At 56.4% G+C, this 24276-nt stretch carries 23 protein-coding genes; 6 read left to right on the forward strand and 17 right to left on the reverse strand.

Features of this window, described 5'->3' with window-relative positions:
• Nucleotides 1-54 precede the first annotated feature (54 nt).
• The 8 genes from JDW22_RS11185 to JDW22_RS11220 all read right to left on the reverse strand — a co-directional run bounded on the left by JDW22_RS11185 (nucleotide 55) and on the right by JDW22_RS11220 (nucleotide 10024).
• Nucleotides 55-1212 (reverse strand): SGNH/GDSL hydrolase family protein, encoded by a 1158-nt coding sequence (locus tag JDW22_RS11185; RefSeq protein WP_200523125.1) that lies wholly within the window; start codon nucleotides 1210-1212, stop codon nucleotides 55-57.
• A gap of 12 nt (nucleotides 1213-1224) precedes the next feature.
• Entirely contained in the window at nucleotides 1225-2262 is a 1038-nt protein-coding gene (locus JDW22_RS11190; protein ID WP_200523126.1) for an SGNH/GDSL hydrolase family protein, read from the reverse strand.
• A 9-nt stretch (nucleotides 2263-2271) separates the two neighbouring features.
• On the reverse strand, nucleotides 2272-3726 hold the full coding sequence (locus tag JDW22_RS11195) for an MBOAT family O-acyltransferase (RefSeq protein WP_200523127.1): 1455 nt from the start codon (nucleotides 3724-3726) through the stop codon (nucleotides 2272-2274).
• A gap of 191 nt (nucleotides 3727-3917) precedes the next feature.
• Nucleotides 3918-4592, reverse strand: coding sequence for a response regulator (locus JDW22_RS11200; RefSeq protein WP_200523128.1), 675 nt, complete (start codon nucleotides 4590-4592; stop codon nucleotides 3918-3920).
• A complete protein-coding gene (locus JDW22_RS11205; protein ID WP_200523129.1) occupies nucleotides 4589-6454 on the reverse strand; it encodes a histidine kinase in 1866 nt (621 codons plus the stop codon). The genes JDW22_RS11200 and JDW22_RS11205 overlap by 4 nt, the downstream gene beginning before the upstream one ends.
• Before the next feature lie 184 nt (nucleotides 6455-6638).
• Complete coding sequence (deoA, locus tag JDW22_RS11210; protein ID WP_200523130.1) at nucleotides 6639-7946, reverse strand: thymidine phosphorylase; 1308 nt, start codon at nucleotides 7944-7946, stop codon at nucleotides 6639-6641.
• A complete protein-coding gene (gene deoC, locus JDW22_RS11215) occupies nucleotides 7940-8659 on the reverse strand; it encodes a deoxyribose-phosphate aldolase (RefSeq protein WP_200523131.1) in 720 nt (239 codons plus the stop codon). The genes deoA and deoC overlap by 7 nt, the downstream gene beginning before the upstream one ends.
• Before the next feature lie 90 nt (nucleotides 8660-8749).
• Nucleotides 8750-10024 (reverse strand): NupC/NupG family nucleoside CNT transporter, encoded by a 1275-nt coding sequence (locus tag JDW22_RS11220; RefSeq protein ID WP_200523132.1) that lies wholly within the window; start codon nucleotides 10022-10024, stop codon nucleotides 8750-8752.
• Nucleotides 10025-10123: 99 nt separating this feature from the next.
• Here JDW22_RS11220 and cdd point away from each other — a divergent pair, with 99 nt between their 5' ends.
• On the forward strand, nucleotides 10124-10921 hold the full coding sequence (gene cdd / locus JDW22_RS11225; protein WP_200523133.1) for a cytidine deaminase: 798 nt from the start codon (nucleotides 10124-10126) through the stop codon (nucleotides 10919-10921).
• Nucleotides 10922-11318: 397 nt separating this feature from the next.
• Nucleotides 11319-12419 carry a TerC/Alx family metal homeostasis membrane protein gene (locus JDW22_RS11230; RefSeq protein WP_200523134.1) on the forward strand — a complete coding sequence of 367 codons (1101 nt, stop codon included), beginning with the start codon at nucleotides 11319-11321 and terminating at the stop codon, nucleotides 12417-12419.
• 156 nt (nucleotides 12420-12575) lie between these two features.
• Here JDW22_RS11230 and JDW22_RS11235 read toward each other — a convergent pair whose 3' ends face one another.
• Nucleotides 12576-12797, reverse strand: a complete 222-nt coding sequence (locus tag JDW22_RS11235; protein WP_200523135.1) for a DUF1653 domain-containing protein — start codon at nucleotides 12795-12797, stop codon at nucleotides 12576-12578.
• A gap of 196 nt (nucleotides 12798-12993) precedes the next feature.
• On the opposite strand from JDW22_RS11235, the gene rsmI reads away from it, so the two are divergent.
• Complete coding sequence (rsmI, locus tag JDW22_RS11240; protein ID WP_200523136.1) at nucleotides 12994-13863, forward strand: 16S rRNA (cytidine(1402)-2'-O)-methyltransferase; 870 nt, start codon at nucleotides 12994-12996, stop codon at nucleotides 13861-13863.
• A gap of 79 nt (nucleotides 13864-13942) precedes the next feature.
• Here the strand turns inward: rsmI and JDW22_RS11245 are convergent, their stop codons facing one another.
• Genes JDW22_RS11245 through JDW22_RS11260 form a run of 4 tightly spaced genes read right to left on the reverse strand, consistent with a single transcriptional unit; the run spans nucleotide 13943 to nucleotide 16439 of the window.
• Entirely contained in the window at nucleotides 13943-14692 is a 750-nt protein-coding gene (locus JDW22_RS11245; protein WP_200523137.1) for an amino acid ABC transporter ATP-binding protein, read from the reverse strand.
• Nucleotides 14689-14880, reverse strand: a complete 192-nt coding sequence (locus tag JDW22_RS11250; protein ID WP_200523138.1) for a hypothetical protein — start codon at nucleotides 14878-14880, stop codon at nucleotides 14689-14691. The genes JDW22_RS11245 and JDW22_RS11250 overlap by 4 nt, the downstream gene beginning before the upstream one ends.
• On the reverse strand, nucleotides 14858-15574 hold the full coding sequence (locus tag JDW22_RS11255; RefSeq protein ID WP_200523139.1) for an amino acid ABC transporter permease: 717 nt from the start codon (nucleotides 15572-15574) through the stop codon (nucleotides 14858-14860). The genes JDW22_RS11250 and JDW22_RS11255 overlap by 23 nt, the downstream gene beginning before the upstream one ends.
• Nucleotides 15564-16439: an amino acid ABC transporter substrate-binding protein gene (locus JDW22_RS11260; protein WP_200523140.1), complete on the reverse strand. Its 876-nt coding sequence runs from the start codon at nucleotides 16437-16439 to the stop codon at nucleotides 15564-15566. Before JDW22_RS11260 ends, JDW22_RS11255 begins: the two co-directional genes overlap by 11 nt.
• A gap of 185 nt (nucleotides 16440-16624) precedes the next feature.
• Here JDW22_RS11260 and JDW22_RS11265 point away from each other — a divergent pair, with 185 nt between their 5' ends.
• The 3 genes from JDW22_RS11265 (at nucleotide 16625) to JDW22_RS11275 (ending at nucleotide 20133) form a co-directional block, all read left to right on the forward strand.
• Nucleotides 16625-17008 (forward strand): diacylglycerol kinase, encoded by a 384-nt coding sequence (locus tag JDW22_RS11265; protein ID WP_003793791.1) that lies wholly within the window; start codon nucleotides 16625-16627, stop codon nucleotides 17006-17008.
• Entirely contained in the window at nucleotides 16984-17475 is a 492-nt protein-coding gene (locus JDW22_RS11270; protein WP_200523141.1) for a GyrI-like domain-containing protein, read from the forward strand. Before JDW22_RS11265 ends, JDW22_RS11270 begins: the two co-directional genes overlap by 25 nt.
• A 351-nt stretch (nucleotides 17476-17826) precedes the next feature.
• The gene (locus JDW22_RS11275) at nucleotides 17827-20133 is read left to right on the forward strand and encodes a bifunctional acetate--CoA ligase family protein/GNAT family N-acetyltransferase (RefSeq protein WP_200523142.1); all 2307 of its coding nucleotides are present in this window, start codon (nucleotides 17827-17829) and stop codon (nucleotides 20131-20133) included.
• A gap of 278 nt (nucleotides 20134-20411) precedes the next feature.
• On the opposite strand, the gene JDW22_RS11280 is transcribed toward JDW22_RS11275, so the two are convergent.
• The 4 genes from JDW22_RS11280 to JDW22_RS11295 form a co-directional block, all read right to left on the reverse strand.
• On the reverse strand, nucleotides 20412-20729 hold the full coding sequence (locus JDW22_RS11280) for a hypothetical protein (RefSeq protein ID WP_407929588.1): 318 nt from the start codon (nucleotides 20727-20729) through the stop codon (nucleotides 20412-20414).
• 146 nt (nucleotides 20730-20875) lie between these two features.
• Complete coding sequence (locus JDW22_RS11285; RefSeq protein WP_200523143.1) at nucleotides 20876-21760, reverse strand: tyrosine-type recombinase/integrase; 885 nt, start codon at nucleotides 21758-21760, stop codon at nucleotides 20876-20878.
• A 90-nt stretch (nucleotides 21761-21850) separates the two neighbouring features.
• Nucleotides 21851-22534, reverse strand: a complete 684-nt coding sequence (locus JDW22_RS11290) for a response regulator transcription factor (protein ID WP_200523144.1) — start codon at nucleotides 22532-22534, stop codon at nucleotides 21851-21853.
• A gap of 280 nt (nucleotides 22535-22814) precedes the next feature.
• The gene (locus JDW22_RS11295; RefSeq protein ID WP_200523214.1) at nucleotides 22815-24188 is read right to left on the reverse strand and encodes an FAD-binding oxidoreductase; all 1374 of its coding nucleotides are present in this window, start codon (nucleotides 24186-24188) and stop codon (nucleotides 22815-22817) included.
• Between the last annotated feature and the right edge of the window lie 88 nt (nucleotides 24189-24276).

Raw genomic sequence — 24276 nt, forward strand, 5'->3', positions numbered from 1 at the left:
TTCAGGCTGCCTTTGTTCACAACAACAGAGGCAGCCTGAAACGCATCAAACAGCTTATTTCACCAACGCAATCAAATCATTCGCCAACACATCGGCGGCTTGTTGATAGCCCAGTTTGGAAAAATGCACGCCATCCTTAGCCGCCAAGCCTTGTTCCGACCACGCTTTCATGCTGCACGCGCCGCCCATTGCGTCTTGCCACGACCAATACAGCGTTTGCTCTTCTTGGGCAACGCGCATCTGCATGGATTGCACGGCATCCAGATACTCGGGGCGGGTGCCGCAGTCGCCTACTTTGGTTTTCAGCGATTCGGGTGCGCCGATGACCAAAATGCCTGCGTTGGGCAGCGTTTGTTTGATGAGCTGGATGTAGTTGCGCCATGTTTGCTCGGTTTCGCGCACATCCAGTTTTTCGTTAAAGGCTTCGTTGGTGCCGTAGGCAAGGATAACCAAATCGGCTTGGGTTTGCGCTAAATCGCCCAGCCAGTTTTGCCGCCATTTGGATAATTGGCTCATTTGCGCGCCGTTGATGCCCATGGCGGAAAGCGTGATGCCTGCGCGTTGATTTTCAATGTTTACTAAGCCAACTGTCCACGGCATTGCGTCGTTGCTGATGGATAGCGGCAGCGTGGCTTGGGTGTAGAGCACTTGCCAGCCTGCGTTTTCAATCGGGATGTGCTGCCCGTTGATGTTGAGCGTTTGGTTGGGCGCGGCGGGTTTGATAAACAGGGCAACGTCTTGCGTGCCTTCGCTGCCTTGCGCGGTGGAGTTGATGGTGAGGTCGCCGCCTGTGGTGGATTGGGCAATCACGCCGCCGAGCGGGAAGTCGGCTTGCGCGCCGCGGCTGGTGAGCGTTGCCCAGCCGTTGCTGTTGTAGCGCGGCAGCGCTTGGCGTTGCCCTTTGACTGCGCTGGGGTAAATCCAGCCGATGCCGCCGTTGCCCCAGCGGCTTTGCAGGCGTTGGCGCAGTTGGTCGGTGAAATAATCACCTGCGGTGTGGGAATCGCCAATTTGCACGATGCGGAATTTGCGGTTGTCTTTTGCGCCTGAAATGCTGCGCAATTTTTTTACCCATTGCGGTTTGGCGTTGCCGTAGTTTTGCAGCAAGCCTGCGCTGCTTACGGCGGTGATGTTGTCGGCTTGGGCAGCTTGGGGGATGGCGCTGTTGAGGCTTAGCCCGCCAAACACGAGAATTACTTTTGCTATATCCATGTTGTTTAATCCTTATGGTTGCGCAAACTCAATTTTTTGCATGATGGCTTGCGCGAGTAGTTTTTGTCCTTCTATGGAGAAATGGATGCCGTCTTTGCTGCGATAGCGGACGATTTTGCCGCCCACTTCTACCGAGTCGCTGTATTCTGCGCCGCCGTTGCTCAATAGCCCTGCGGTTGGTATCCAAAATACTTTGTCTTTGAGATGCGCGGCAAATAGTTTGTCTAAATAGCGCATTTGGTCATCTAGCTTTTTCTTTTTCATATAGGGCATACCGAGCCAAATGACTTGGGCGTTGTGTTGCTTGGCGGCATCCAAAATGCGATTGACGCGGTTTAGGTATTCGGCTTCCCATTCGGGCGTTTGGAATTTTAAATACGCGCCGCCTTTGGGGTTGGGGAAATCCCACGGGTCGTTCGCGCCGAGAAACATCACCATCAGCCGTATATTGGGGTTTTCTTTGAAGGTTTGCTCTATGGTGAGCGGCCAGTCAAAAAAGTTGGGGTAAGACAAGCCTGTGCTTTGTTTGCTGAGGTTGATGGAGGCGATGCCGTATTGTTGTTTGAGGCTTTGTTGCACAAAGGGGGCAACGCCTTGCATCAGCGAATCGCCTGTAAAGAATACCACATCTCCTTGTCGTAAAACAGCTTTTTGTGGCGCGATGGGCTTTTCAGGCTGCCTCTGCTTGGCTTGGGCTGCGGCAGCGCGGGCTTGCTCGGCTTGACGTTGGGCGGCTAAACGGGCGGCTTCGCGTTGCGCGGCGGCTTGGGCTTCCGCTTCTAGGCGGGCGGCTTCTTGGGCGGCGGCGATGTTGACGGGCAGTTGCTCGTTTTGGGTGGCAATCCAGTTTTTCAGGCTGCCCAATTGCTCGTTGGCAACCTGTTGCCATTTTGCACCGGCCGTCCACTCAGCATAGGGGGCAAGGGCTTCAAGCGGGCTGGTTTGGTGGTAGGTTTGTTGCCAATAGGCGTTGATGGAATCTTGGCTGAACCAGGTTGCGCCCGCGGCGGCAAGCGTGAACGAGAAAATGAGTGAGAGCTGGGTTTTCATGCTACTGCCTTAGAAATTGGCGTAAATAAAGTTGGGCAGCCCTGATGGGGCGAAGGTGATGATGAGCATCAGGGCAAGGGTGATGGGGATAAACCAAAGCCAGAGCGGGATTTTTTCTAAGGCGGATACGGCGTATTGGAATAGCTTACTAAGCAGCGGGTAGGCGGCAAGCATCAGGGCAAATGCGGCGATAAGCCCGATGTTGTACCAATTGGAGATTGCCCAGCCTTTGCCGTTATACAGCAGGGCTTGGAACATCAGGCGCGCGCTGTCTAAATCGCGGGCGTTGAAAACCACAAACGTGAAGCACACAAAGTGAAACGTAATCAAAATGGCGAGCGCTTTGCCGATGGGGATTTTGCCGATTTTGAGGTTGCTGAGTTTTCTATTTTTAAACAGCTTTTTGCCAATATTGAGCCACACGAGGGCGATGCCGTGCAACGTGCCCCAAATCAGGAAGTTCCAGCCATATCCATGCCAAATGCCTGAAAACATCATGGCGAGCAGCAGATTGATTTGGGTGCGGGTGAAATTTCGGCGGCTGCCGCCCAGCGGGATGTAGACATAATCGCGTATCCATGTGGACAGGCTGATGTGCCAGCGGTTCCAAAAATCCACCAGATTAAACGCGCGCAGCGGGGCGGCAAAGTTTTCAGGCAGCCTGAAACCAAGCAGCATGGCGATGCCGATTACAAGGTCGCTGTATCCCGCGAAATCAAAAAAAAGCTGAAAGGTGTAGCCATAGATGGCGGCGAGAACGCTGATGCCGTCAAATTGCGCGGGGTTTTCAAACACGGGCGATACCCAGCCTTCGTCCAAGCTGCCTGCAAACCACCACTTTTGCGCGATACCCGCCACAATCAGGCACACCGCCAGCGCGGGGCGCAGAATGCTGCGCGGGGCGGTGGTTTGGATTTGGGCTTGCGCGCCTTGGGCGATGCCGACGACTTTGTTTTGATACGGCACGGCACGGATAATCGGACCTGATGTGATGGTGGGGAAAAAGCTGAGGTGCAGCAGCAGATTTGCCCATGTGAACGGCTTAACCAGCGGGGCGCGGTGGGTTTCCACCAAATAGGCGATGGATTGGAAGGTGTAATACGACACGCCGATGGGCATCAGGATGTCGATGATTTCGCTTTGCCCAAGAGCGTTTTGCAGATAGGGGCGGAAGAAGTCGTAGTATTTGAACACGCCGAGAAACAAGAGGCAGCTTGAAACGCCGAGCGCGAGCCAGCCCTTGCCGTGTTTTTGCTGCGGGCGCACCAGTTGGCAGGCGATAAGGTGCACCCAAACGGACAGCACGGCAACGGCGGCAAGAAAGGCGGGGTTGGCGTGATACAGCCAGCCTGCGCCGGCGGCGAGCAACAGCGCGTTTTGCCATTTGGGGCGGCGGGCAAACGCCCAATAAAGCGGGAGAAACAGCAGCAAGAAAACGGCAAATTCAATGGAAAGAAGGGGCATGGGGTGAAGCTTTGCGGGACGGGTTTAATGGCAGGATTTTTTTGAAAAAAGAGCCGAATTATAGCGGAAAACAGCCGATGATGGCGGGGGATTGAACGGGATTGGATGCGCCAAAGGCAGCCTGAAAACGGGGAAAACTGCTTTCAGGCTGCCTTTATTCATAATCCGGGCGGCTAGGGCTTTAATCCGCCCTACTCTGCGGAGTGGTTGCCTTCTTTGGCGCAATCGGGCAGCGGCACTTTGTGCTGTATGGCAAACACGGCAGCCTGAACGCGGCTGTCCAGTTTCAGCTTGCGCAGGATGTTTTGCACGTGCACTTTGATGGTGGATTCGGCAAGGTTCAGGTTTTTGGCGATGGCTTTGTTGCTGTATCCCGCCGCCAGATGCCCCAGTGTTTCCAATTCGCGCGGGGTGAGCTGGCTTAACGCGCTTTCGGCTTGGGCGGGGCGAATCAGCGATTGCACCAGCCGCGCGGTCATTTCGGGCGAATAGGCGTTGTCGCCGTTTACCACTTTTTTGATGGATTCAATCAGATAGTTGGCGTTGATGTTTTTCAGCAAAAAGCCGCTGGCGCCCAAGCGGATGCATTCGGTTAAGTCTTCGCTGTCTTCGGACACGGTGAGCATGATGACTTTTTGCTCGGGGCGGCTGGACAGGATTTGGGCGAGCGCGTCGCGCCCGTTCATTTGCGGCATGTTCAAATCCAGCAAAACGACATCGGGTCGGATTTGCTCCACCAGTTTCACGCCGCTGAATCCGTCTGACGCTTCGCCTACGATGCTGAATTCGGTTTGGCGGCTTAATAGGGCTTTGATGCCGCTGCGAAACAGGGTGTGGTCGTCGATAAGGGCTATGTTGATGGTCATGTTTGGTTTCTCTCTTTTTTGGGCAGTGTGAGTTGGATTCGGGTGTGGTTTTGTTGGGATTGGATGCTGAGCCTGGCTCTGATGCGTTGGGCACGCTCTTGCATGATGTTTAGCCCGATGTGGTCGTCGGTGCGTTCGGTGTGCGGGTTAAAGCCGATACCGTCGTCGGTGATGGTGAGGGTGTAGTCTTGTTGGTTGTCTATGCGGATGGTTACGTTTTGCGCTTGGGCGTGTTTGCGGATGTTGGACAGGATTTCTTGCAAAATAAAGATGAATTGCAGCTGCTGGCTGGGGGTGAGCGGCGCGCCGTTGCCGTGCCATTCGGTGTGCACTCGGATGTGGCTTTGCTCGGCAAGGCGTTGGGCAAGGGTTTCTATGGCTTCGTTGATGTTTTTCTGCGTGATTTTGGTGCGGAAATTTTGCAGCAGCTCGCGCACGTCGTCGTAGCATTCTTGGATGCCGGTTTTGATGGATTGCAGGTTTTCTTGCGCGGCTTGGGTTTCTTGGTTTGCCCATGCGTTTTCCAGCATTTGGGTTTGCAGGTTCAGATAGCTGAGCGATTGGGCGATGCTGTCGTGCAGGCCTTGGGCGATGGTGTTGCGCTCTTGCAATACGGCGTATTGGCGGCTTTCTTCGGCAAGCTGGTTGTTGTGGATGGCTAGGGCAAGCTGGTGCACAAGGGTTTGCACCAATCCGCCATCGGGGTTTTCAGGCTGCCTTTGGTTGTAGTATAGAACAAGTGTGCCCAGTGTGGTTTCATTGGCGCGAATTTTAAAGCTTTGTGTGAACGGCGGCAGGCTGGGCGGGGTTTCAGGCTGCCTTTTGCTTTGGCGGGCGATAAGGTTGTTGTGGACGGACACATCGGCGGCTTCGGCGGGGGTGAGCGCGAGGATGTGCGGCAGGAAGGTTTGCGCGGCCTGCCGGATGGTTTGGGTTTGGTTGAGCTCTTGGGCGACGGTGTATAGGGTGTTGAGGGTGTGGTTTTTGCGCACGAGGTCTTGGGTTTTTTCGGCAACCTGCTGTTCCAGCTTGCCGTAGAGACGGGCGAGATGGCTGCTCATGCGGTTGAAGCCGTTGTCCACGATGGCGAATTCAGTGGAATTGTCTTCGGGGATGTGTTCGCCGAATTGGCTGTTTTGGATGGCGGCCACGCCGGTTTCCAAATTTTTGAGCGGGCGGATAATCCAGATTTTGAGCAGGACGATGGTGATGCCCGACACCACGAAAATCAGCACCATCAGCGCGGTTTGGAACACGCGCAGCCATTGGACGTAATAGGCGTTGTTGTGTTCTATGGTGCGGGTGAGGCTGTCGATACTGGCGACGAAGTTGGGAATCAGGTGGTTGTCCAACAGGGCGAGATTGGGGTTGGGCGATTGGTATTGGGGTTTGATTTGGGTTTCCCAATATTGTTGCAGCAATTTGAGGTGCTGCTGGATGCTGCGGTCTTGCGGCAGGTTCAGCGGGCGGGTGGGGTCGCTGTGGTGCAGGCGGGCAAGGGTTTGGTCGAAGGTTTGGATAAGGCTTTGCACTTTGCTGGTGTCGTTCAGATACAGGCGCAGGCGGTAGGTTTGGTAGCGCAGGCCGCCCGTGTCGTTCACGGCTGCCGCGCCGCCTTCCAGCCGCAAGGAAAGCAGCATGGTGATGCTGATGGCGATAAAGGCGGAGATGAGCCATGTGGTTACCAGCAGGGTTAGGCGGGAAACAAGGCTTTTGGGGATAAGGCGGGGCATGGTTTCTGGCTTTGCTAAACGGCGTTTCAGGCTGCATCGGGGATAGGCAGCCTGAAATCGGAAATAAAACGGCAACGACCCGCCGCCCGATGGCGCATTCGGGGTTTGGCGGGTTGGCAACATCGGCATGATGCCGATGCTCCGTTGCTTGCAGGCTGCGCAAAGGTTTCAGGCTGCATTGTAATGGGCAGCCTGAAAACCAACCGCTGCGCATTGCGTGCGGCAATGAGTTTTCAGGCTGCCTATTGCTTGAACAAATAGGCAGCCTGAAAACGGTTATCGCGCGGGTAAGGGCGCGGATGACGGCGCGGGATTAGCCCGCTAGGGTTTCATAAACCATGGGGCGGCTTTCAGGCTGCGTTTGCCCGATGTCCACCGCATTGCGGTATGCCTGTGCGGCGGCTTGCCATGCGGCTTCGTCTTTCGCATGCACCATGGCAAGCGGTGTATCGGCTTCCACGCGCGCGCCGATGGGCAGGATTTCGTCAAAGCCCACGCTGTGGTCAATCGCATCGCTGGCAACGCGCCGCCCGCCGCCCAAGTTGATGACGGCAACGCCGATGTCGCGCGTGTTCATGCTTTGGATATAGCCCGCCGCCTGCGCCAACACGGGTTTTACCACCGCCGCTTTGGGCAACTGGTCAAACGCGGTGCTGCCGCCTTGCGCCACCACCATTTTTTCAAACAGTTCATACGCTTTGCCGTTGTCCAACACCGCTTGCAGTTTAGCGCGCGCGTCTTCGCGGTTGGCGGCGAGTTTGCCATTTACCAAGGCTTCCGCGCCCAGCGCGAGCGTGATTTCGTGCAAACGCGGGTTGCGGCTGCCTTCGCCGCGCAAATAACGCACCGCTTCGCGCACTTCCACCGCGTTGCCCGCGCTGGAAGCCAGCACTTCGTTCATGTCGGTGAGCAGGGCGGTGGTTTGGCAGCCCGCGTGGGTCGCCACTTGGGCGATGCTTTGCGCCAGTTCGCGCGAAAGTTCGTAAGTGGGCATAAACGCGCCGTTGCCCACTTTCACATCCATCACCAAGCTGGTTAAGCCTTCGGCGAGCTTTTTAGACAAGATGGACGCGGTAATCAGCGACAGGTTTTCCACCGTGGCGGTTACATCGCGTGTGGCGTAGATTTTGCGGTCGGCGGGGGCAAGATTGCCTGTTTGCCCCACAATCACGCAGCCGATTTGTTTCACCATCTCCTGCATTTTTTGCGGGCTGGGGAAAATATCAAAGCCTTTGATGCTTTCCAGCTTGTCTAATGTGCCGCCTGTGTGCCCCAAGCCGCGCCCCGCAATCATCGGCACAAAGCCGCCGCAGGCTGCCAGCATGGGCGCAAGCATCAGCGACACCACATCGCCCACGCCGCCTGTGGAATGTTTGTCCAGCGTGGGGGCGTTTAGGTTGTATTTATCCCAGTTTAAACTGTCGCCGCTATCGCGCATGGCAAGGGTTAAGGCGGTGCGCTCATCTAGGTTTAAATCGTTGAAATAAATCGCCATGCACATCGCGGCAATTTGCCCTTCGCTGATGCTGCCATCGGTTACGCCTTGGATGTAGAACTGGATTTCTTCTTTGGACAACACTTGTTTGTCGCGTTTTTTACGGATAATTTCTTGGATTAGCATGAGATAAGCTCCTTCAATAATGATGATGCGCCGATGCGGAAGTTTTCAGGCTGCACCCAGTCTTCGCCCATTTTGGCGGCGGCTTGGGCAATATAGGCTTGCGCGGTGGCGATGTCGCGCACGCCGCCCGAAATTTTCAGCCCAACAGGTTGCTTGGCTTGGGCGATTTGTTCCAACAAAATTGCGCTGGCTTCCAAACTTGCACCGTGGGCGATTTTGCCGGTGGAGGTTTTCAAAAAGTCTGCGCCTGCGGCGATGGCGATTTGCGCGGCTTGGGCGATTTCAGCGGGCGAAAGCGCGCCTGTTTCCAAAATCACTTTCAGGCTGCCTGAATGCCGGTGCACCAGTGTGGCGATTTGGCTGCACATGGCTTCGCCAGCGGCGGCGTTGCCTTGCTGCAAGGCTTTGTAGGGGAACACGAGGTCGATTTCGTTCGCGCCCTCTGCCAAGGCTTTTTGCGTTTGGGCTAGCACGTCTGCCAGCGGCTCATTGCCCGTGGGGAAATTGACCACGGTGGCAACGTTGATGCCGCTGCTCTCGGGCAGTCTTGCGCGGCTTTGCGCCACAAACGGCGGATACACACACACCGCCGCCACTTTGCCGATGGCTTGCGTGGCGTTGCTGCATAGCGCGTCAATCACGGCGGGAGTGTCATCATCGTTGAGCGAGGTTAAATCTAAAAGCGAAAGAATTTTGGCTTTGCTGATATTCATGGTGTTTCCTTTGTTGTAATGGCGTTTCAGGCTGCCTATTGCGTTCGCCTAAGGCAGCCTGAAACGCAGTTCAGCGTAGCTAAAACCGTTTTACGACAAATTCAACCCAATAAACAAGCCCGCAATGGTGGCGCTCATCAGGTTGGATAACGTGCCAGCAATCAGCGCGCGCACGCCCAGCTTGGCAATATCGCCACGGCGATTAGGTGCCATGATAGACAAGCCGCCCACCAAAATCGCAATAGAGCTCAAATTGGCAAAGCCACACAGTGCAAACGAAATAATCGCTTTGGTTTTGTCGTTTAAAACAGGGTTTGCCGCGTCTTTGATGTAGTTGGTGAACTCGGAATACGCCACAAATTCGTTAATCACCAATTTTTGCCCGATAAACGAGCCTGCGGTTTGCGCGTCCGCCCACGATGCGCCAATCAACCAAGCTAAGGGCGAGAACAGCCAGCCCAAGATTTTTTGCAGCGACAAATCAGGCATGCCCATCAAGCCGCCCACGCCGCCCACGATGCCGTTGAGCAGCGCAATAATCGCCACAAACGCAATCAACATCGCGCCCACGTTCAGCGCCACTTGCAAGCCTGTGGATGCGCCCGCTGCGGCTGCGTCAATCGCGTTGCTGGGCGGCGTTTCGCCTTCGCCCACAAAGCTCAATTTATCGTCGGTAACGGTTTCGGGCGTTTCGGTTTCGGGGTGCATCAATTTGGCAAACAGCAAGCCCCCAGGGGCAGCCATAAACGAAGCGGCAATCAAATAAGTAAGCGGCACGCCCATAGACGCATAGCCGCCCAACACCGAGCCGGCAATGGAAGCTAAACCACCCGTCATCACGGCAAACAATTCAGATTGCGTCATGCGCGCGATAAACGGTTTCACCACCAGCGGTGCTTCGGTTTGTCCCACGAATACGTTTGCCGCTGCCGACAAACTTTCGGTGCGCGATGTGCCCAACGCTTTTTGCAACGCGCCGCCCAACACTTTCACCACAAAGCCCATCACGCCCAAGTAATACAGCACAGAAATCAGCGATGAAAAGAAAATAATCATTGGCAACACGCGGAAGGCAAAAATAAAACCGCCGCCGCCAAACACTTCAAACATTTTGTCGCTCACCAAGCCGCCAAACACAAATTCTGTGCCCTTTTGCCCGAAGTTCAACACGCTTTGCACGCCGTTGGAAAACCATTCCAACGCAGCGCGCCCCCAAGGCACATACAACACAAACGCGCCCAGCGCAAACTGAATGGCAAACGCCACGCTCACCGTGCGCTTATTGATTTTGCTACGATGCTTGGACAACGCAATGGCAATAACAATCAGCACCGCCATGCCCAGCAAGCTATGTAAAATTTCCATTTTTCTTCCCTTAAATAAAATGTGGTTGTACACAGGCGGTTATAATACAACACTCTTAACCAAATTTTTTACAATTTTACTTAATGGAGCGCAAAAAAAATGTTGAGTTTTATCCCTAATCATGAAGTTCAAGCCCACGCAGCCGCCTTTAACGGCGATAAAATTGCGCTTGCCCTATCGCTGCTGCCCGAAGCGGCAAAGTTAGCCGTTGTGCCCGTGTCGCAGTTTCATGTGGGCGCGATTGCCATCGACAGCGAGGGCAATTTCTATTTCGGCGCGAACCAAGAATGCGCCACCTCCAGCATGGGGCAAACCGTGCACGCCGAGCAAAGCGCGGTGTCGCACGCATGGCAGCGCGGCGCAACGCGCATCACCGATATTGTGGTGAACTACACGCCATGCGGGCATTGCCGCCAGTTTCTCAACGAGCTGCCCGATGCAGGCAGCCTGAAAATCCACCTGCCGCACAGCCGCGACAACACGCTCGCCAGCTATCTGCCCGACAGCTTCTCGCCCCAAGATTTAAACATCCCCGACCGCCTGCTCACCCCCGTGCAACACGCCATCAGGCAGCCTGAAAACCTAGATGCCGCCCAGCAAGCCGCTTTTGCCGCCGCGCAAACCTGCCACGCGCCCTATTCCCATGCCTACGCAGGCATCGCCCTTGTGGTGGACGATGCAATCTACACAGGACGCTACGCCGAAAACGCCGCCTACAACCCCACGCTGCCGCCCTTGCAAGTGGCGGTTAACCTGCTGCGCATGAGCGGACACGACACCGGCGAAGTAACCCGCGCCGTGCTTTGCTGCACCCGCCACGGCGGACACGAAGCCATGACCCGCGCGCTGTGGAACGAAATCGGCACGGGTGAATTGGAAATTGTTTGGCTGGATTAAAGCGGATAGGCAGCCTGAAAACCAAACGCCGCCATTCCCGCACAGGCAGGAATGACGGCATGGCTCTTTTCAGGCTGAAACTTTTTGCAAAACAACAGGTCAGGTATTGATGCCCGACGTTTTTCGTTGTGGCGTATTGATAAATAGGGCATGGCTTGTCGGGCATCAATGCCCGACCTACGGATTTTCAGATTCGCTACGCAGACCGCCCCAAGGCTTTTGCCAAGGTTTCAGGCTGCCTTATCCCAACCACGCTTTTTACAAAAAACTTGTTCAATCTCTTATTAGAAATTGATAAAAATCATTTATAATCTGGCGCATTATTTTTTGTCTGAGCGCCCACCCGTTCCCCGCCGCGCGCACGAAAATTTATTCCCTCTTTTATTCAGGATTTCTTATGACTGGACATCTCGGTTTCCCCATAGAAACGGTTGCCGTTTTCATCATTTTATCGGTCGGCGCGATTGCGATTGACCTGTTCGCCCACAGAGACGACAAACCCATGTCGCTCAAAAGCGCCGCGATGTGGTCTTTGTTTTGGGTATGTGTGTCGGTTTTGTTTGGCGTTTATTTGTGGATACACCACGGCGGCGAAGCAGCGAGCCTGTTCTTCACGGGCTATGCGCTGGAAAAAGTGTTATCCGTGGACAATCTGTTCCTGATGATGGCGGTGTTCGCATGGTTTAAAGTGCCCGAGGGGCTGCGCCATCGCGTGTTGTACTGGGGCATCATCGGCGCGATTATTTTCCGCATGATTTTCGTGGCAATTGGCGCGGGCCTGCTGGCTTTAAGCGCTTGGGTGGAGCTGCTTTTCGCGGCGGCGGTGGGCTATTCCGCCGTGATGATGCTGAAACAGCAAAACGAAGAAGAAAAAAAGGAAAGCGAGGATTATTCCGACCACTTGGCATACCGCTGGGTGCATAAATTCTTCCCCGTGTTCCCGCGCCTTTATGGGCACAATTTCTTTTTGAACGCGGAAGAATTGGCAAAAGCGCAAGCCAGCCATCCCGAAACGCATTTGGAATTGGCGGGCGAAGATGCGAAGCATCCTGAAAACAACCATCCGCAGGCGATGAAAAAGGGGCAATGGGTGGCGACGCCGCTGTTTTTGTGTTTGGCGGTGATTGAGTTGTCGGACGTGATGTTTGCGTTTGACAGCGTGCCTGCGGTGATTGCGGTGTCCAAAGAGCCGCTGATTGTGTACAGCGCGATGATGTTCGCCATTTTGGGCTTGCGAACGCTGTATTTTGTGCTGGAAGCGTTGAAGGGCTATTTGGTGCATTTGGAAAAAGCGGTGATTGTGTTGCTGTTTTTTATCGCGTTTAAGCTGGTGTTGTCGGCGACCAATCATATGTTCCACCACGGCTGGGATATTTCGCCCGCAGCTTCGTTGGCGGTGGTGCTGGCGGTGTTGGCGGCGGGCGTGTTGGCTTCGCTGCTGTTCCCCGAAAAGGCGGAAGCCGCTGCCCAAGAAGGCGGAAACCCAAACGCTGATTAGTCCGCCCCGTTTTCAGGCTGCCTGCGCAGCGAAGCGGAGCGGCGAAGCTAAAACGTAGCTGAAATGGTGTCAGCGCTGCTGAAACTTATTTCGCCCGTTTTAACTTCGCCGCTCCGCTTCGCTGCGCAGGCAGCCTTTCATTGCGCCGCGCCGCCGCTAATCCAACGCTTTTTCCAGCGCAAACCGCGCCATGCTGCCGTTGGCAGTGTCCACGCTTTCGGTGAACATCGCCAGCGGACGCACCCACACGCCGTAATCGCCGTACAGCGCGCGGTACACGGCGAGCGGCTCTTCGGTTTCGCTGTGGCGGGCGATGTGGAGCAGTTGATAGAGATTGCCTTTGTAGTGGCGGTAGATGCCAAGCGGTGGAGTGGTCATAAGGGGCTTTCGGTTGGTGAGGATAGGAACACGACGGCAGCCTGAAAAACCCTTTCAGGCTGCCTTTGGCGTGGCGTAAGCGTTTGCGTAAACGGGTGGCTATCGTAGCACATAGGCAGCCTGAAAACCCTGTTTCGCGTTAAAATCCGCGCTTCTTTGTTTACCGTTCAGATACACGTTTTCAGGCTGCCTTTTCATGCAAAAACACCTCCAAAAAGCCCAAGACACCCTCGCCCCCAGCACGCTCTACATCGTTGCCACGCCGATTGGCAACCTTGCCGACATCACGCTGCGCGCCCTTGCCGTGCTGCAACGCGCCGATTTAATCTGCGCCGAAGACACGCGCGTTTCCGCCCAGCTCCTATCCGCCTACGGCATCCAAGCCAAGCTCGTTTCCGTGCGCGAACACAACGAACAGCAAATGGCGGGCAAAATCATAGCCGCGCTCGGGAGCGGGCAAATCGTCGCCCAAATTTCCGACGCCGGCACGCCCGCCGTGTGCGACCCCGGGGCAAAACTGGTGGCGCGGGTGCGCGAAGCGGGCTACCCGACCGTGCCCGTGGTGGGCGCGTCTGCCGTGATGGGCGCGTTGAGCGTGGCGGGCATCGCCGAGCCAAACTTCTATTTCCACGGCTTTTTGCCGCCCAAATCCAGCGAGCGCGCCAAACTGTTCGCCGCGTGGCAAACCGCCGCTTACCCCATCATCGCCTTTGAAACGCCGCACCGCATCGCCGACACCTTAAACGACATGGCCGCCGTCCTGCCCCAACGCCATATCATGCTGGCGCGCGAAATCAGCAAAACCTTTGAAACCTTTTTAACTGGCAGCGTAAGCGAAATTCAGGCTGCCTTAGCCGCCGACAGCAACCAATCGCGCGGCGAAATGGTGCTGGTTATCCACCCCGCGCCGCCGCAAAAACGCGACGCGCTGCCCGAAGCAGCGCAAAACGTGATGCGGATTTTGGCAAGCGAACTGCCCACCAAACAAGCCGCCGAACTCGCCGCCCGAATCACGGGCGAAAACAAAAAAGCGTTGTATAACTTGGCATTGGAATGGAAAGCGTAGCGCGCCGCGCTGTCTTTCAGGTTTAAGCTTCGCTGAAACTTGCTTTGCGCGTTTTCAGGCTGCCTCTATTCCATCTCCCCTACTCCGCCTTCAACCTGCTCAAAAAACTCTTGGTGCGCTCATGCTGCGGGTTGGCAAACAGGGTTTCGGGCGAGCCTTGTTCCACAATCACGCCGCCGTCCATCACCACCACCACGTCGGCGACATCCAGCGCGAACTTGATTTCGTGGGTGACCACTATCATCGTCCAGCCTTCGGTGGCGAGGGCTTTCATGGTGTTGAGCACGTCTTGCACCAGCTCGGGGTCTAGCGCGGAGGTGGGTTCGTCAAACAGCATCAATTCGGGTTGCAGGGCAAGGGCGCGGGCGATGCCCACGCGCTGTTGCTGCCCGCCCGACAGCTGGTAGGGGTATAAATCGGCTTTGTCTGCCAAGCCCACTTTGGCGAGCAGGGCAAGGGCTTCTTCGCGCGCTTGGGCTTTGGGCTTGCCTTGCACTTGCACGGGCGCTTCCATAATGTTTTCCAGCGCGGTTTTGTGCGGGAACAGGTTGTATTGCTGGAACACCATGCCCGATTTGCGGCGCAGGGCGAGAATGTCTTTTTTGCTGTGCTGCGTGGCGAAATCGATGCTGACGATGGGTTCGCGCTCAAAGCAGATGCTGCCTTGCTCGGGGATTTCTAGCGCGTTGAGGCAGCGCAAAAAGGTGGTTTTGCCCGAGCCGGAGGGCCCAAGGATGACGACCACTTGCCCTTTGGCAACGTCTAAATCGACGCCGCGCAGGATGGTGTTGCTGCCGAAGGTTTTGTGGATATTGCGGATTTGTATCATGGTGTTGCTTTCGCCGCCGCGCTAACAATAGGCAGCCTGAAAAGGTTGATAGGATGATGTGGCGCGCTGCCAACGTGCTTTTTATGGTTTTCAGGCTGCCTATGTGTGTTTAGGCAGCCTGAAAAGGTAAACCAGCCTGTGTGGATAGGCAGCCTGAAAACGCTTTTACCTTGCCACATGGCGGTCAAAATGTTTTTCCAGCCGCGCTTGGATAACGAATAACACCCAACAAAACAGCCAATACACCAAGCCCACTTCAATGTAAACGGGCAAAAAGTCGTAGGACAGATTGGCGTATTGCTGGGCAACGCGAAACAGCTCGGTTACGGTTACAAACGATGCCAGCGAGGTTTCTTTAAACAAGCCGATAAACGAATTGCTCAACGGCGGCACGGCAACGCGCAAGGCTTGCGGCGCAATGATACGGCGAAACGTTTGCATATAAGTCATGCCGATGGAGAAACCCGCTTCCCATTGCCCTTTGGGCACGGACAATATCGCCGCGCGCACGGTTTCCGAGCCATACGCGCCCACGTTAAGCGAAAAGCCAATCACAGCGGCGGGGATGGGGTCAATAAACACGTTCATCGCGGGCAAGCCGTAGAACACGATAGCAAGCTGCACCACCATCGGCGTGCCGCGGATAATGGAGATATACACCTTCAATATCGCCAACACGATGCGGTGCAGCCAACCACCTTGCGGCATCACACGCACCAATGCCACGGCGGTGGCAATCAACATGCCAAACACAAACGATGCCAACGTGAGCGGCACGGAAACCATAAAGCCCGATTTCACCAACGGCACAAACGCGTCCATAACCAACTGGGCGCGTTGTGGGGTCATAAAGGGCAGATTTTGTAGGAAATTATTTAACACTGATGTCTTTTCCGAAGAATTGTTCGCCCAATTTTTTCAATGTGCCATCGGCTTGCAGCTCTTTCATTGCACCGCTGAATTTGGCGATGGCTTCGTCGTTGCCCTTGTTGGTAATCAAACCTGAGCCAACGCGTTCTTCTTTGGGCGCGTGCCACACGATTTTCACATTGGCATTGGCGTTTTTCTTCAAATAATCCAACACAGCAAGCTCGTCGTTGAGTGTGGCATCGGCGCGTTTTTGTTCAATCAGCGTGAGCGATTGCGCCAAACCGTCCACGGGCACCAGTTCCGCGCCGGCTTCTTTGGCTTTTTCGCCAAAATTACTGGTGAGCGATTGCGCGGTTTTCACGCCTTTGATGTCGGCGGGGCTTTTGATTTTGTCGTCGTCTTTGCGCACCACCAACACCGCGCCGCTCCAACTATACGGCTCGGATTTGTCAAACGTGGCTTGGCGTTCGGGCGAAGTTAAGCCCACTTGGTTGGCGACTACGTCAAAGCGTCCTGCTTTTAAGCCTGCCATCATGCTGTCCCATTGGGTTTCTTTAAATTCTACTTTGATGCCGAGTTTATCTGCCACGGCACGGGTTACTTCTACATCGTAGCCTGTGAGTTTGCCGTCTTTATCGTGGTAGGAGAAGGGTGCGTATGTGCCTTCGGTGCCAACGGTAATTGTGCCTTTGTTGTTAATGCGCTCAATCAGGCTGCCTTGCGGATTGGCGGCAGGGGCGGCATCGGATACGGCTTGCGCGGCGCTGGCGGCTTGGCTGGCGGCGGGGGCGTTGCTTGGGGCAGCGGTTTGGGCTTGTTCGCCACCGCAGGCGGCAAGCAGCAACATGGTGGCGGCGGAAAGGAGGGTTTTGGTCATGATGGGTGTCCTTGTGTTAATTAAAGTAAAGAGCGCATTCTACTGGAAAAACGGGTTTTGCCAAAGAATTGCGGGTTATATCTTATATAGTCGCGCGGTCGGGGTTTTCAGGCTGCCTTGGCGGGTTCTATTTTAGGCAGCCTGAAACCTTGTTATCATTGCGTTTTTTGTTTACGGGACAACTGATGATGCAAGAACCTGCCACCAATGCGCTAAAAGGCAAGCGCGGTTTGCAACGGATTATCAACGCTGCGGGCTATTCCAAAGACGGCTTAATCGCGGCATATCGCCATGAAGCGGCGTTTCGGCAGCTGGTGTGGCTGCACGCGGTGTTGCTGGTTGCGGTGTGGTTTGTGGATGCGGAGCCTGCGGTGCGCATGATTTTGGTTGCGGCTTCGTTTGGTTCGCTGATTGTGGAATTGTTCAATTCGGGCATTGAGGCGGTGGTGGACGATATTTCGCTGGAAATCCGCCCGCTGGCAAAACGCGCGAAAGACGTGGGTTCGGCGGCGCAAATGCTGGCTTTAACGATGCTGGCGATTTTGTGGACGATGGCGTTATGCGCGTGAACACGGCATTGAAAACGACCGCGCTGCCGCCGTTTCGCGTGATGGGCTTGACCGCGCCCGTGCGCTTTCGGCATGAGGCGGAGGATGTGGCGGCGGCGTGGCAACGCTGGCTTTCAGGCAGCCTGAAAGATGCGCTGCCTGCGTTTGCCCCAAGCGTGTATGCGCTGCCTGCGTTTGCCCCAAGCGTGTATGCGCTGCGCCATTCGTATCACGACGCGGGCTATACTTTGATGATTGGGCATTTGGTGAGCAACGATGCGCCGTTGCCTGCGGGCGCGGGCGAATGGATGGTGCCGCCGCAGGTGTATCGGGTGGCGATCTTGCCCGAGGCTTCGCGCCACGCGGCGGCTGAGGCGTGGCAGCGGCTGGCGGCATTGCCGAGCGGCGGTTTGCGGTGGATTTTGAAAGCCATCCGAGTTGGGGCGCGAGCAAGGTTTATGTGGGCGTGGCGGGGGAGGTGGCGATAGCGGAGGAGGCGTTGGATGATTAGTTTGCCGCCGTTTTCAACCTTGCGCGTTGCGCTGCGGCATACCCCTTTATACCCAAATCAAAGATTTGGACAAAGGGGCAAGGCTGCCTTACAACAGCAGCGTAGTAGGCAGCCTGAAAAACATCCAATCAACCCGTTTACAGCGATACACAGCCATAATCCGTTTCAGGCTGTTTCTATCCGTTAATCATGATTAGGCAGCCTGAAAAAACACACAATCAAACCAAACCGCCCGCGCCCACATTCGCACCCCAACCCATTTTCAGGCTGCCTTTATCCCCACACTATCAGGCAGCCTGAAACCCAACCCTAAGGACAAGGACACCCCATGCCAAGCCTATCCCCCCTCTTCACCCCCGCCCGCATCGCCGTTGTCGGCGCATCCGACCGCATCGGCAGCATCGGGCGCAAAGTCTACACCCAGCTTACCGCCCTGCCCCAATTCCAAAGCGTTATCCCCGTCAACCCCAACCACAAAACCATCGGCGGGCAAAAATCCTATGCCAACCTCAGCGAAGCCGCCAGCGAACACACCATCGATTTAGCCATCATCGTGCTATCCGCCGACAAACTCGCCGCCATCATCCGCGAAGCCGCCAAAATCCACCTGCGCCATCTTATCCTGATTAACGAGCTAGACTCCGCCCCCAGCGCATGGCGCAACAAACTCAACCGCGCCGCCGAAGCCGCCCGCAAAGCCCGCATCAACCTGATTTCCCTGCCCAGCAACAGCCTGCCCGAACTCTTCAAGCAGCCTGAAAACACCCCCAAAGCCTGCGCCTACATCGGGCAATCCACCAGCATCGCCGACTGCGTTGCCCGCTACGCCCAAGAGCGCGACATCACATTCAGCCGCTTTCTCACCCTCAACACACAAAACTACCCCGTGAGCACAGGGCAAATCATCGACCACATCGCCGCCGAAACCAGCAGCACCGCCTTGCTCGTGCACATCAGCACGCTCAACGACAACCTGCGCGAACTCATCAGCGCGCTCACCGCCGCCGCTCGCCGCAAGCCTGTGGTCGTACTCATCACGCTACACGACGCCAATCCCCAAGCCGAAGCCATGCTGCTGCAAGCGCTGGAACGCCAACACATCCTCATCGCCCACACCCTAGAACAATTTTTCAGTGCCGCCAAACTCATCCACACAGGCATCATCAGCCGCGGCAAACACATCGCCATCATCAGCAACAGCCCCCAAATCAGCACGCTCACCCTCAAAACCCTGCGCCGCAAAACCGACCTGCAACTCACCGAACCCCAAGCCCACACCATCCGCAGCATCACCAAATACCTGCCCTACAAACCCAGCCACCACAACCCCCTATACCTCCCCACCGACACCCTGCCCGCCATTTTTCAGGCTGCCGCATCCCAATACCTGCAAGACGACCACATCGACGCCATCTTCATCATCTACACAGGGCAAAACACCGCCGAAAGCCAACAAGTTGCCCAAATGGTCTCCGCCCTACAAAAAAACAGCCGAAAACCCCTGCTGCTGGTATGGCTCGGCAGCGCAGACACCCCTCAAGTGCGCGCCCTATTCAACCAACGCAAAACCCTGCACTTCAAACAGCCCGAAAGCGCCATCCAAGCCCTCGCCCAGCTCAACCTCTACCACCACCACAACCAACAACGCCACCAAATCCAACCCCCGCACAACTACACCCCCGCCGCCCACACCGCCGACGAACTGCACAAACACATCCGCCCCCTCATCCCCGTTGCCATCCTGCCCGCCACCCGCATGGGCAGCAACGCCCTACTCGCCGCTCTCAACCTCAGCCACAGCCACGACACCCCCGTGCTACAACTTACCTGGGCGCGGCAAGAACCCATCGGGCAAACCCTCACCCTCACCACCGCCCACCACAGCATCAGCCTACTCCCCCCCATTCAACCCACCACCCTAGCCCACGCCCTAGCCCAACTGCAACTCCCACCCGAGCCATGGCAAGACTGGCTACTCACCACCAGCGAAATCCTCGCCCGCCTGCCCGAAATCCACGACCTCACCCTCCACCTCGCCAGCCCCAGCCACCACCACAGCATCAAACTCAACCTACAAGACCCCAACAGCTTTTCAGGCTGCCCCAACATCCTCGCCCCCATCCCCACCGCCCAACACACCCTCGCCCTGCGCAACGGCGAAACCGCCATCCTACGCAGCGTGCGCAGCGAAGATGCCGCCCTTATCCAACAGCTTATCCAAGCCCAAAGCGAACACAGCCGCTACACCCGCTTTATGAGCAAAGCCAGCGAAGTACCCCCCGCCCTGCTCGCCCAACTCGCCAGCCCCGACTACCACCGCGACTACGCCCTAATTCTCCACACCAACAGCCCCACCCCCACACCGCTCGCGCACGCCAACTACATCGCCGACCCCATCCCAACAAGCTGCGAATTCGGCATCATCATCGACGACAAACTACAAGGGCAAGGCATCGGCCACCAACTCATGACCCAGCTCATCGCCCACGCCAAAACCCAAGGGCACACCCTGATGCGCGCCGAAATCCTCGCCGACAACCACCCCATGCAAAAACTCACCCTCAAACTCGGCTTCACCCTCAACAAACACCCGCGCGACAACGGACTGGTGGAAGCCAAGCTGCATCTGTTGTGAACCATCTTGCGAACTGCAAACTGCGAACAAGATTGCAGACAAGGTTTCGCCCAACCATTTCCCCAACCGCTGCGCCAAGCGCAGATAACAAGGCAGCCTGAAAACGAAGATACCGTTTTCAGGCTGCCTTTTATCGCAGACAGGTTAAACCAATGCACAGCGGCAAACCGCAACCAACGCCAACCGCCCCGCAAAACAAACCCACGCCGCAATCGCCCCCAAGCGTTTTCAAGCTGCCGATGGCGGCGGCAATCCACCCCAAGGCAGCCTGAAACGGGTTACAACGGATGCCTGAACGGATTGCCGCGGCGGCAGACAAATTCCACGCCCTCATCCATGCAAGCGCCGACAAGATAAGTTTCGCCGATGTCGTCGCAATAGCCGTACATCCGCCCGCTCTCGGCGACAATCAGGAAAACGGCAGGCGTGGAGCCGACCACCAGCCCGTTTTCGCCAATCATATTGGCGATTTCCAAAAACCATTCGCGGGAGCAGTATTCGGAGCGGGCGCGAAATTCAAACAAAAAATTCCCATTGGGATAACCCACGGATAAGCCGTCAAATTCCCGCACAAAAGCGCGGACGTTTTCGCCGATTTCATAACCGCAGGCGGCGGCTCAGGCGGCGATGGCGGCAATATCGGTGCGGCGGTTGGGATGCCAGCCCGCTTGGCGCAAGACTTGCAGGGTTTTGGCGTTGAATCCGGACATATTTTCTTTCGCTTAATCGGTTTTCAGGCTGCCTACTTCTTCCCCCGCCGCGCCCTTGGATGCGCCTCATCATACACCGCCGCCAAATGGTCAAAATCCAGCTTGGTATAAATCTGCGTGCTGGACAAGCTCGCATGCCCCAGCAAATCCTGCACCGCGCGAATATCGCGCGAGGCTTGCAGCAGATGCCCCGCGAAACTGTGGCGCAGCATGTGCGGCGAAATATGCTGCGGGCTGCCGTGTTGCTGCGCCCAATTATCCAGCCGTTTGGCGATTTGGCGGCTGCCCAAGCGCGTGCCGTGTTGCGTGGTAAACAGCGCGGTTTCGTGCGGCTGGGCGGGGCGTTGCGCCAACCATTGTTGCAGCAGTGCCACGCTGCTTTGCGTAAGCGGCACTTGCCGTTGCTTGCTGCCCTTGCCGTGCACATTCAGCCAGCCCGCGTCCAAATACACATCCGCCAAGTTCAAACCCGCCAGCTCCGCCAGCCGCAAGCCGCTGCCGTAAAGCAGCTCGGCGATGGCTTGGTCGCGCAGGGCAAGCGTGTCGTCCGGCTCGGCGGGCTGGTCCAGCAAGGCGTTGAGGGTGTCGCGCTCAATGGCGCGGGGCAGCCGTTGCGGTTTTTTTGGCGGCTTGATGTCGCGCACGGGATTGGTTTTCAGGCTGCCTTGGCGCATCAAATAATCGCAATATTGCCGCCATGCGGATAACGCGCGGGCAAGGCTAGCGGGATGCAAGCCGCGCTGCGAAAGCTGGCGAAAGGCAGCCTGAAAATCGCGGCGCGTGGGCGCGGGCGTGTCGGGCAACAGGTTCGCCAGTTCGCGCAACTCGCGCTCATAGGCAATCAGCGTATGCGGCGAGCGGTTGCGTTGGCGTTGTTCGGTGAGATAGGGGGCGAGTTGGGCGAGAAAGGGGTGCATGGGATTTTGACAACAGGTAATCATGTAAACAAGAAAGGCAGCCTGAAAGCGGAAAACTCGTTTTCAGGCTGCCCGATTATGCGCGGCGCGTCAGTTTTTCACAAACAGATAACCCAAACCGCGCACGGTTTGAATCAGCGATGCGTCGCCCAGTTTATGGCGGATGCTGGAAATATGCACATCAATGCTGCGGTCAAACTTGGCGAGCTTGCGGTCCAACGCCTCTTGCGACAGGTTTTCCTTGCTCACCACCTGCCCCGCGTGGCGCATCAGCACTTCCAGCAGGTTGAACTCGGTGCTGGTCAGTTCCAGCATGCTGTCGCCCACCATTGCTTGCCGCTTGGAGGGGAACAGGGTTACGCCGCTGGCAACAATGCTGGCGGAGGCGGCGTTGGCATCGGGATTTTGCTGCGAGCGGCGCAAAATGGCGTTGATGCGTGCCAACAATTCGCGCGGCTGGCAAGGCTTGGGCACATAATCATCCGCGCCCATTTCCAAGCCGATGATGCGGTCAATGTCGTCGCCTTTGGCGGTGAGCATAATCACAGGGATTTTGCTTTGCGCGCGCACGGTTTTAAGCACATCCAAACCGTTCATTTTCGGCATCATGGAATCCAGCACCACCACGTCGTAATGGTTGCCGCCCAAGATTTCCTGCACGCCGCTTTCGCCGTCGGGCATGCGGGTTACATCCAAGCCTTCTGCGGTGAGGTATTCGGTCAGCAGTTCGGTGAGGAGGTCGTCATCATCGACTAATAATACTTTGCTGCTCATGATTTCTATCCTTTGCTTATTGTTGGGAAAATGCAACGGCATCTTAACAGTTATGCTTTTACATTCATAGCTGTTTGTTTAAGGTTTTTGCGATTTTTTTCAAACGAGACAAGCGTCTTTACAATTTTTCAGGCTGCCCGAAGGGGGCGGACGGCTTGATAACGGGGGCGCGATGTAGTCGGATGTTGTTTTGCCGGCGGGCGCGGTCTTTACACATTGGGCGCGCGGTTTTCAGGCTGCCTTTGTCGGAAACGGGCGAACGCCCGAGGCAGCCTGAAAATCATGCCAGCACTTTGCCCGCGTTCATCAGCCCCAGCGGGTCTAGCTGCGCTTTAATCGCGCGCATCAGCGCCAGTTCGTCCGCGCTGCGCACATGGGGCAGCCAATGCTTTTTCAGGCTGCCTATGCCATGCTCCGCTGCAATTGTGCCACCCTGCGCCAACACGTTGCGATACACCACGGCGTTGATATCCGCTTCAAATTGATACACCTCGTTGCTGCGGATGGGCAAAAAGGTGTTGTAGTGCAAACTGCCGTCGCCCAAGTGCCCAAACATAACGATTTGCATCTCGGGATAGGCGGCGAGTAGCTCGGCATCGCAAGCGGCGGTGAACGCGGCCACGCGCTCAATCGGCATGGCGATGTCGTGTTTGATATTGGCGCCTAGGCTGCGTTGCGCGGCAGAAATGTTTTCGCGCAGCGTCCATAAATCGGCGCGTTCTCGCTGCGATTGCGCCAGTACGGCGTTTTCGTAGCCCAAGTTGAATAAATATTCCGCCAGCAAATCGCCCAAATCGTCGCGCGACAGGCTGTCGGTAAGCTCCACAAGGATGTGCCACGGCGCGGCAAGCGGCGCGGTGATGCGGCTGAATTGGGCGGATAAACCCAGCGCAAATTCGCTGATGAGTTCAAAGCTGCACAGCCGTTCGGCAAAATGGTTTTTGATGTGCGACAACAGGGTTACGGCAGCCTGAATATTGTCCACGCCCACCCATGCGGTTGCCACGGCTTGCGGCGGGGCGAAGAGTTTGAGCGTTGCGCCTGTGATGATGCCAAGCGTGCCCTCGCTGCCGATAAACAGATGGCGCGTTTCGTAGCCCGTGGTGTTTTTGTGCAACGGCATCAGGTGGTTGAGCAGCTCGCCGTTGGGCAGCACCACTTCCAGCCCCAGCACCAAATCGCGCATCGTGCCGTAGCGCAGCACGTTTAAGCCACCTGCGTTGGTGGCGATGTTGCCACCGATTTGGCAACTGCCTTCGCTGGCGAGTGAGAGCGGAAAGAAGCGTTGGTGTGCGGCGGCGGCGGTTTGCACGTCTTGCAAGATGCAGCCTGAATCCACCGTTATCGTGTTGTCGGCGAGATTGACGCGGCGGATGCGGTTGAGCTTGCTTAAATTGAGCAGCACGCCGCTTTGGGCAATGCTGCCGCCGACTGTGCCTGTGTTGCCACCTTGCGGCGTGATGGGGATGCGGTTTGCCGCGCAAAAGCGCACGATTTTTTGCACGCTCTCCACGCTCATCGGTTGTACCACAAGGCAGTTGGCGCTGGTGTAGCGTTTGCGCTGGTCTAGCAGAAAGGGGGCGGGGTCGGCGGGGAATTCGGCAGAGGAAAGGAAGCGGGCAAGCTGTCGGCGTAGGGGGGTTTCGGAGGGCATTTTCAGGCTGCCTTGGGGGTGTTTACGGGATGGGCGATGGGGCTGCGGCGATGTAGTCTTGTCTTCCATGTGAACAAGGATAATGCGG

The sequence above is a fragment of the Kingella bonacorsii genome (genome assembly GCF_016623605.1).
Classification (GTDB): domain Bacteria; phylum Pseudomonadota; class Gammaproteobacteria; order Burkholderiales; family Neisseriaceae; genus Kingella_B; species Kingella_B oralis.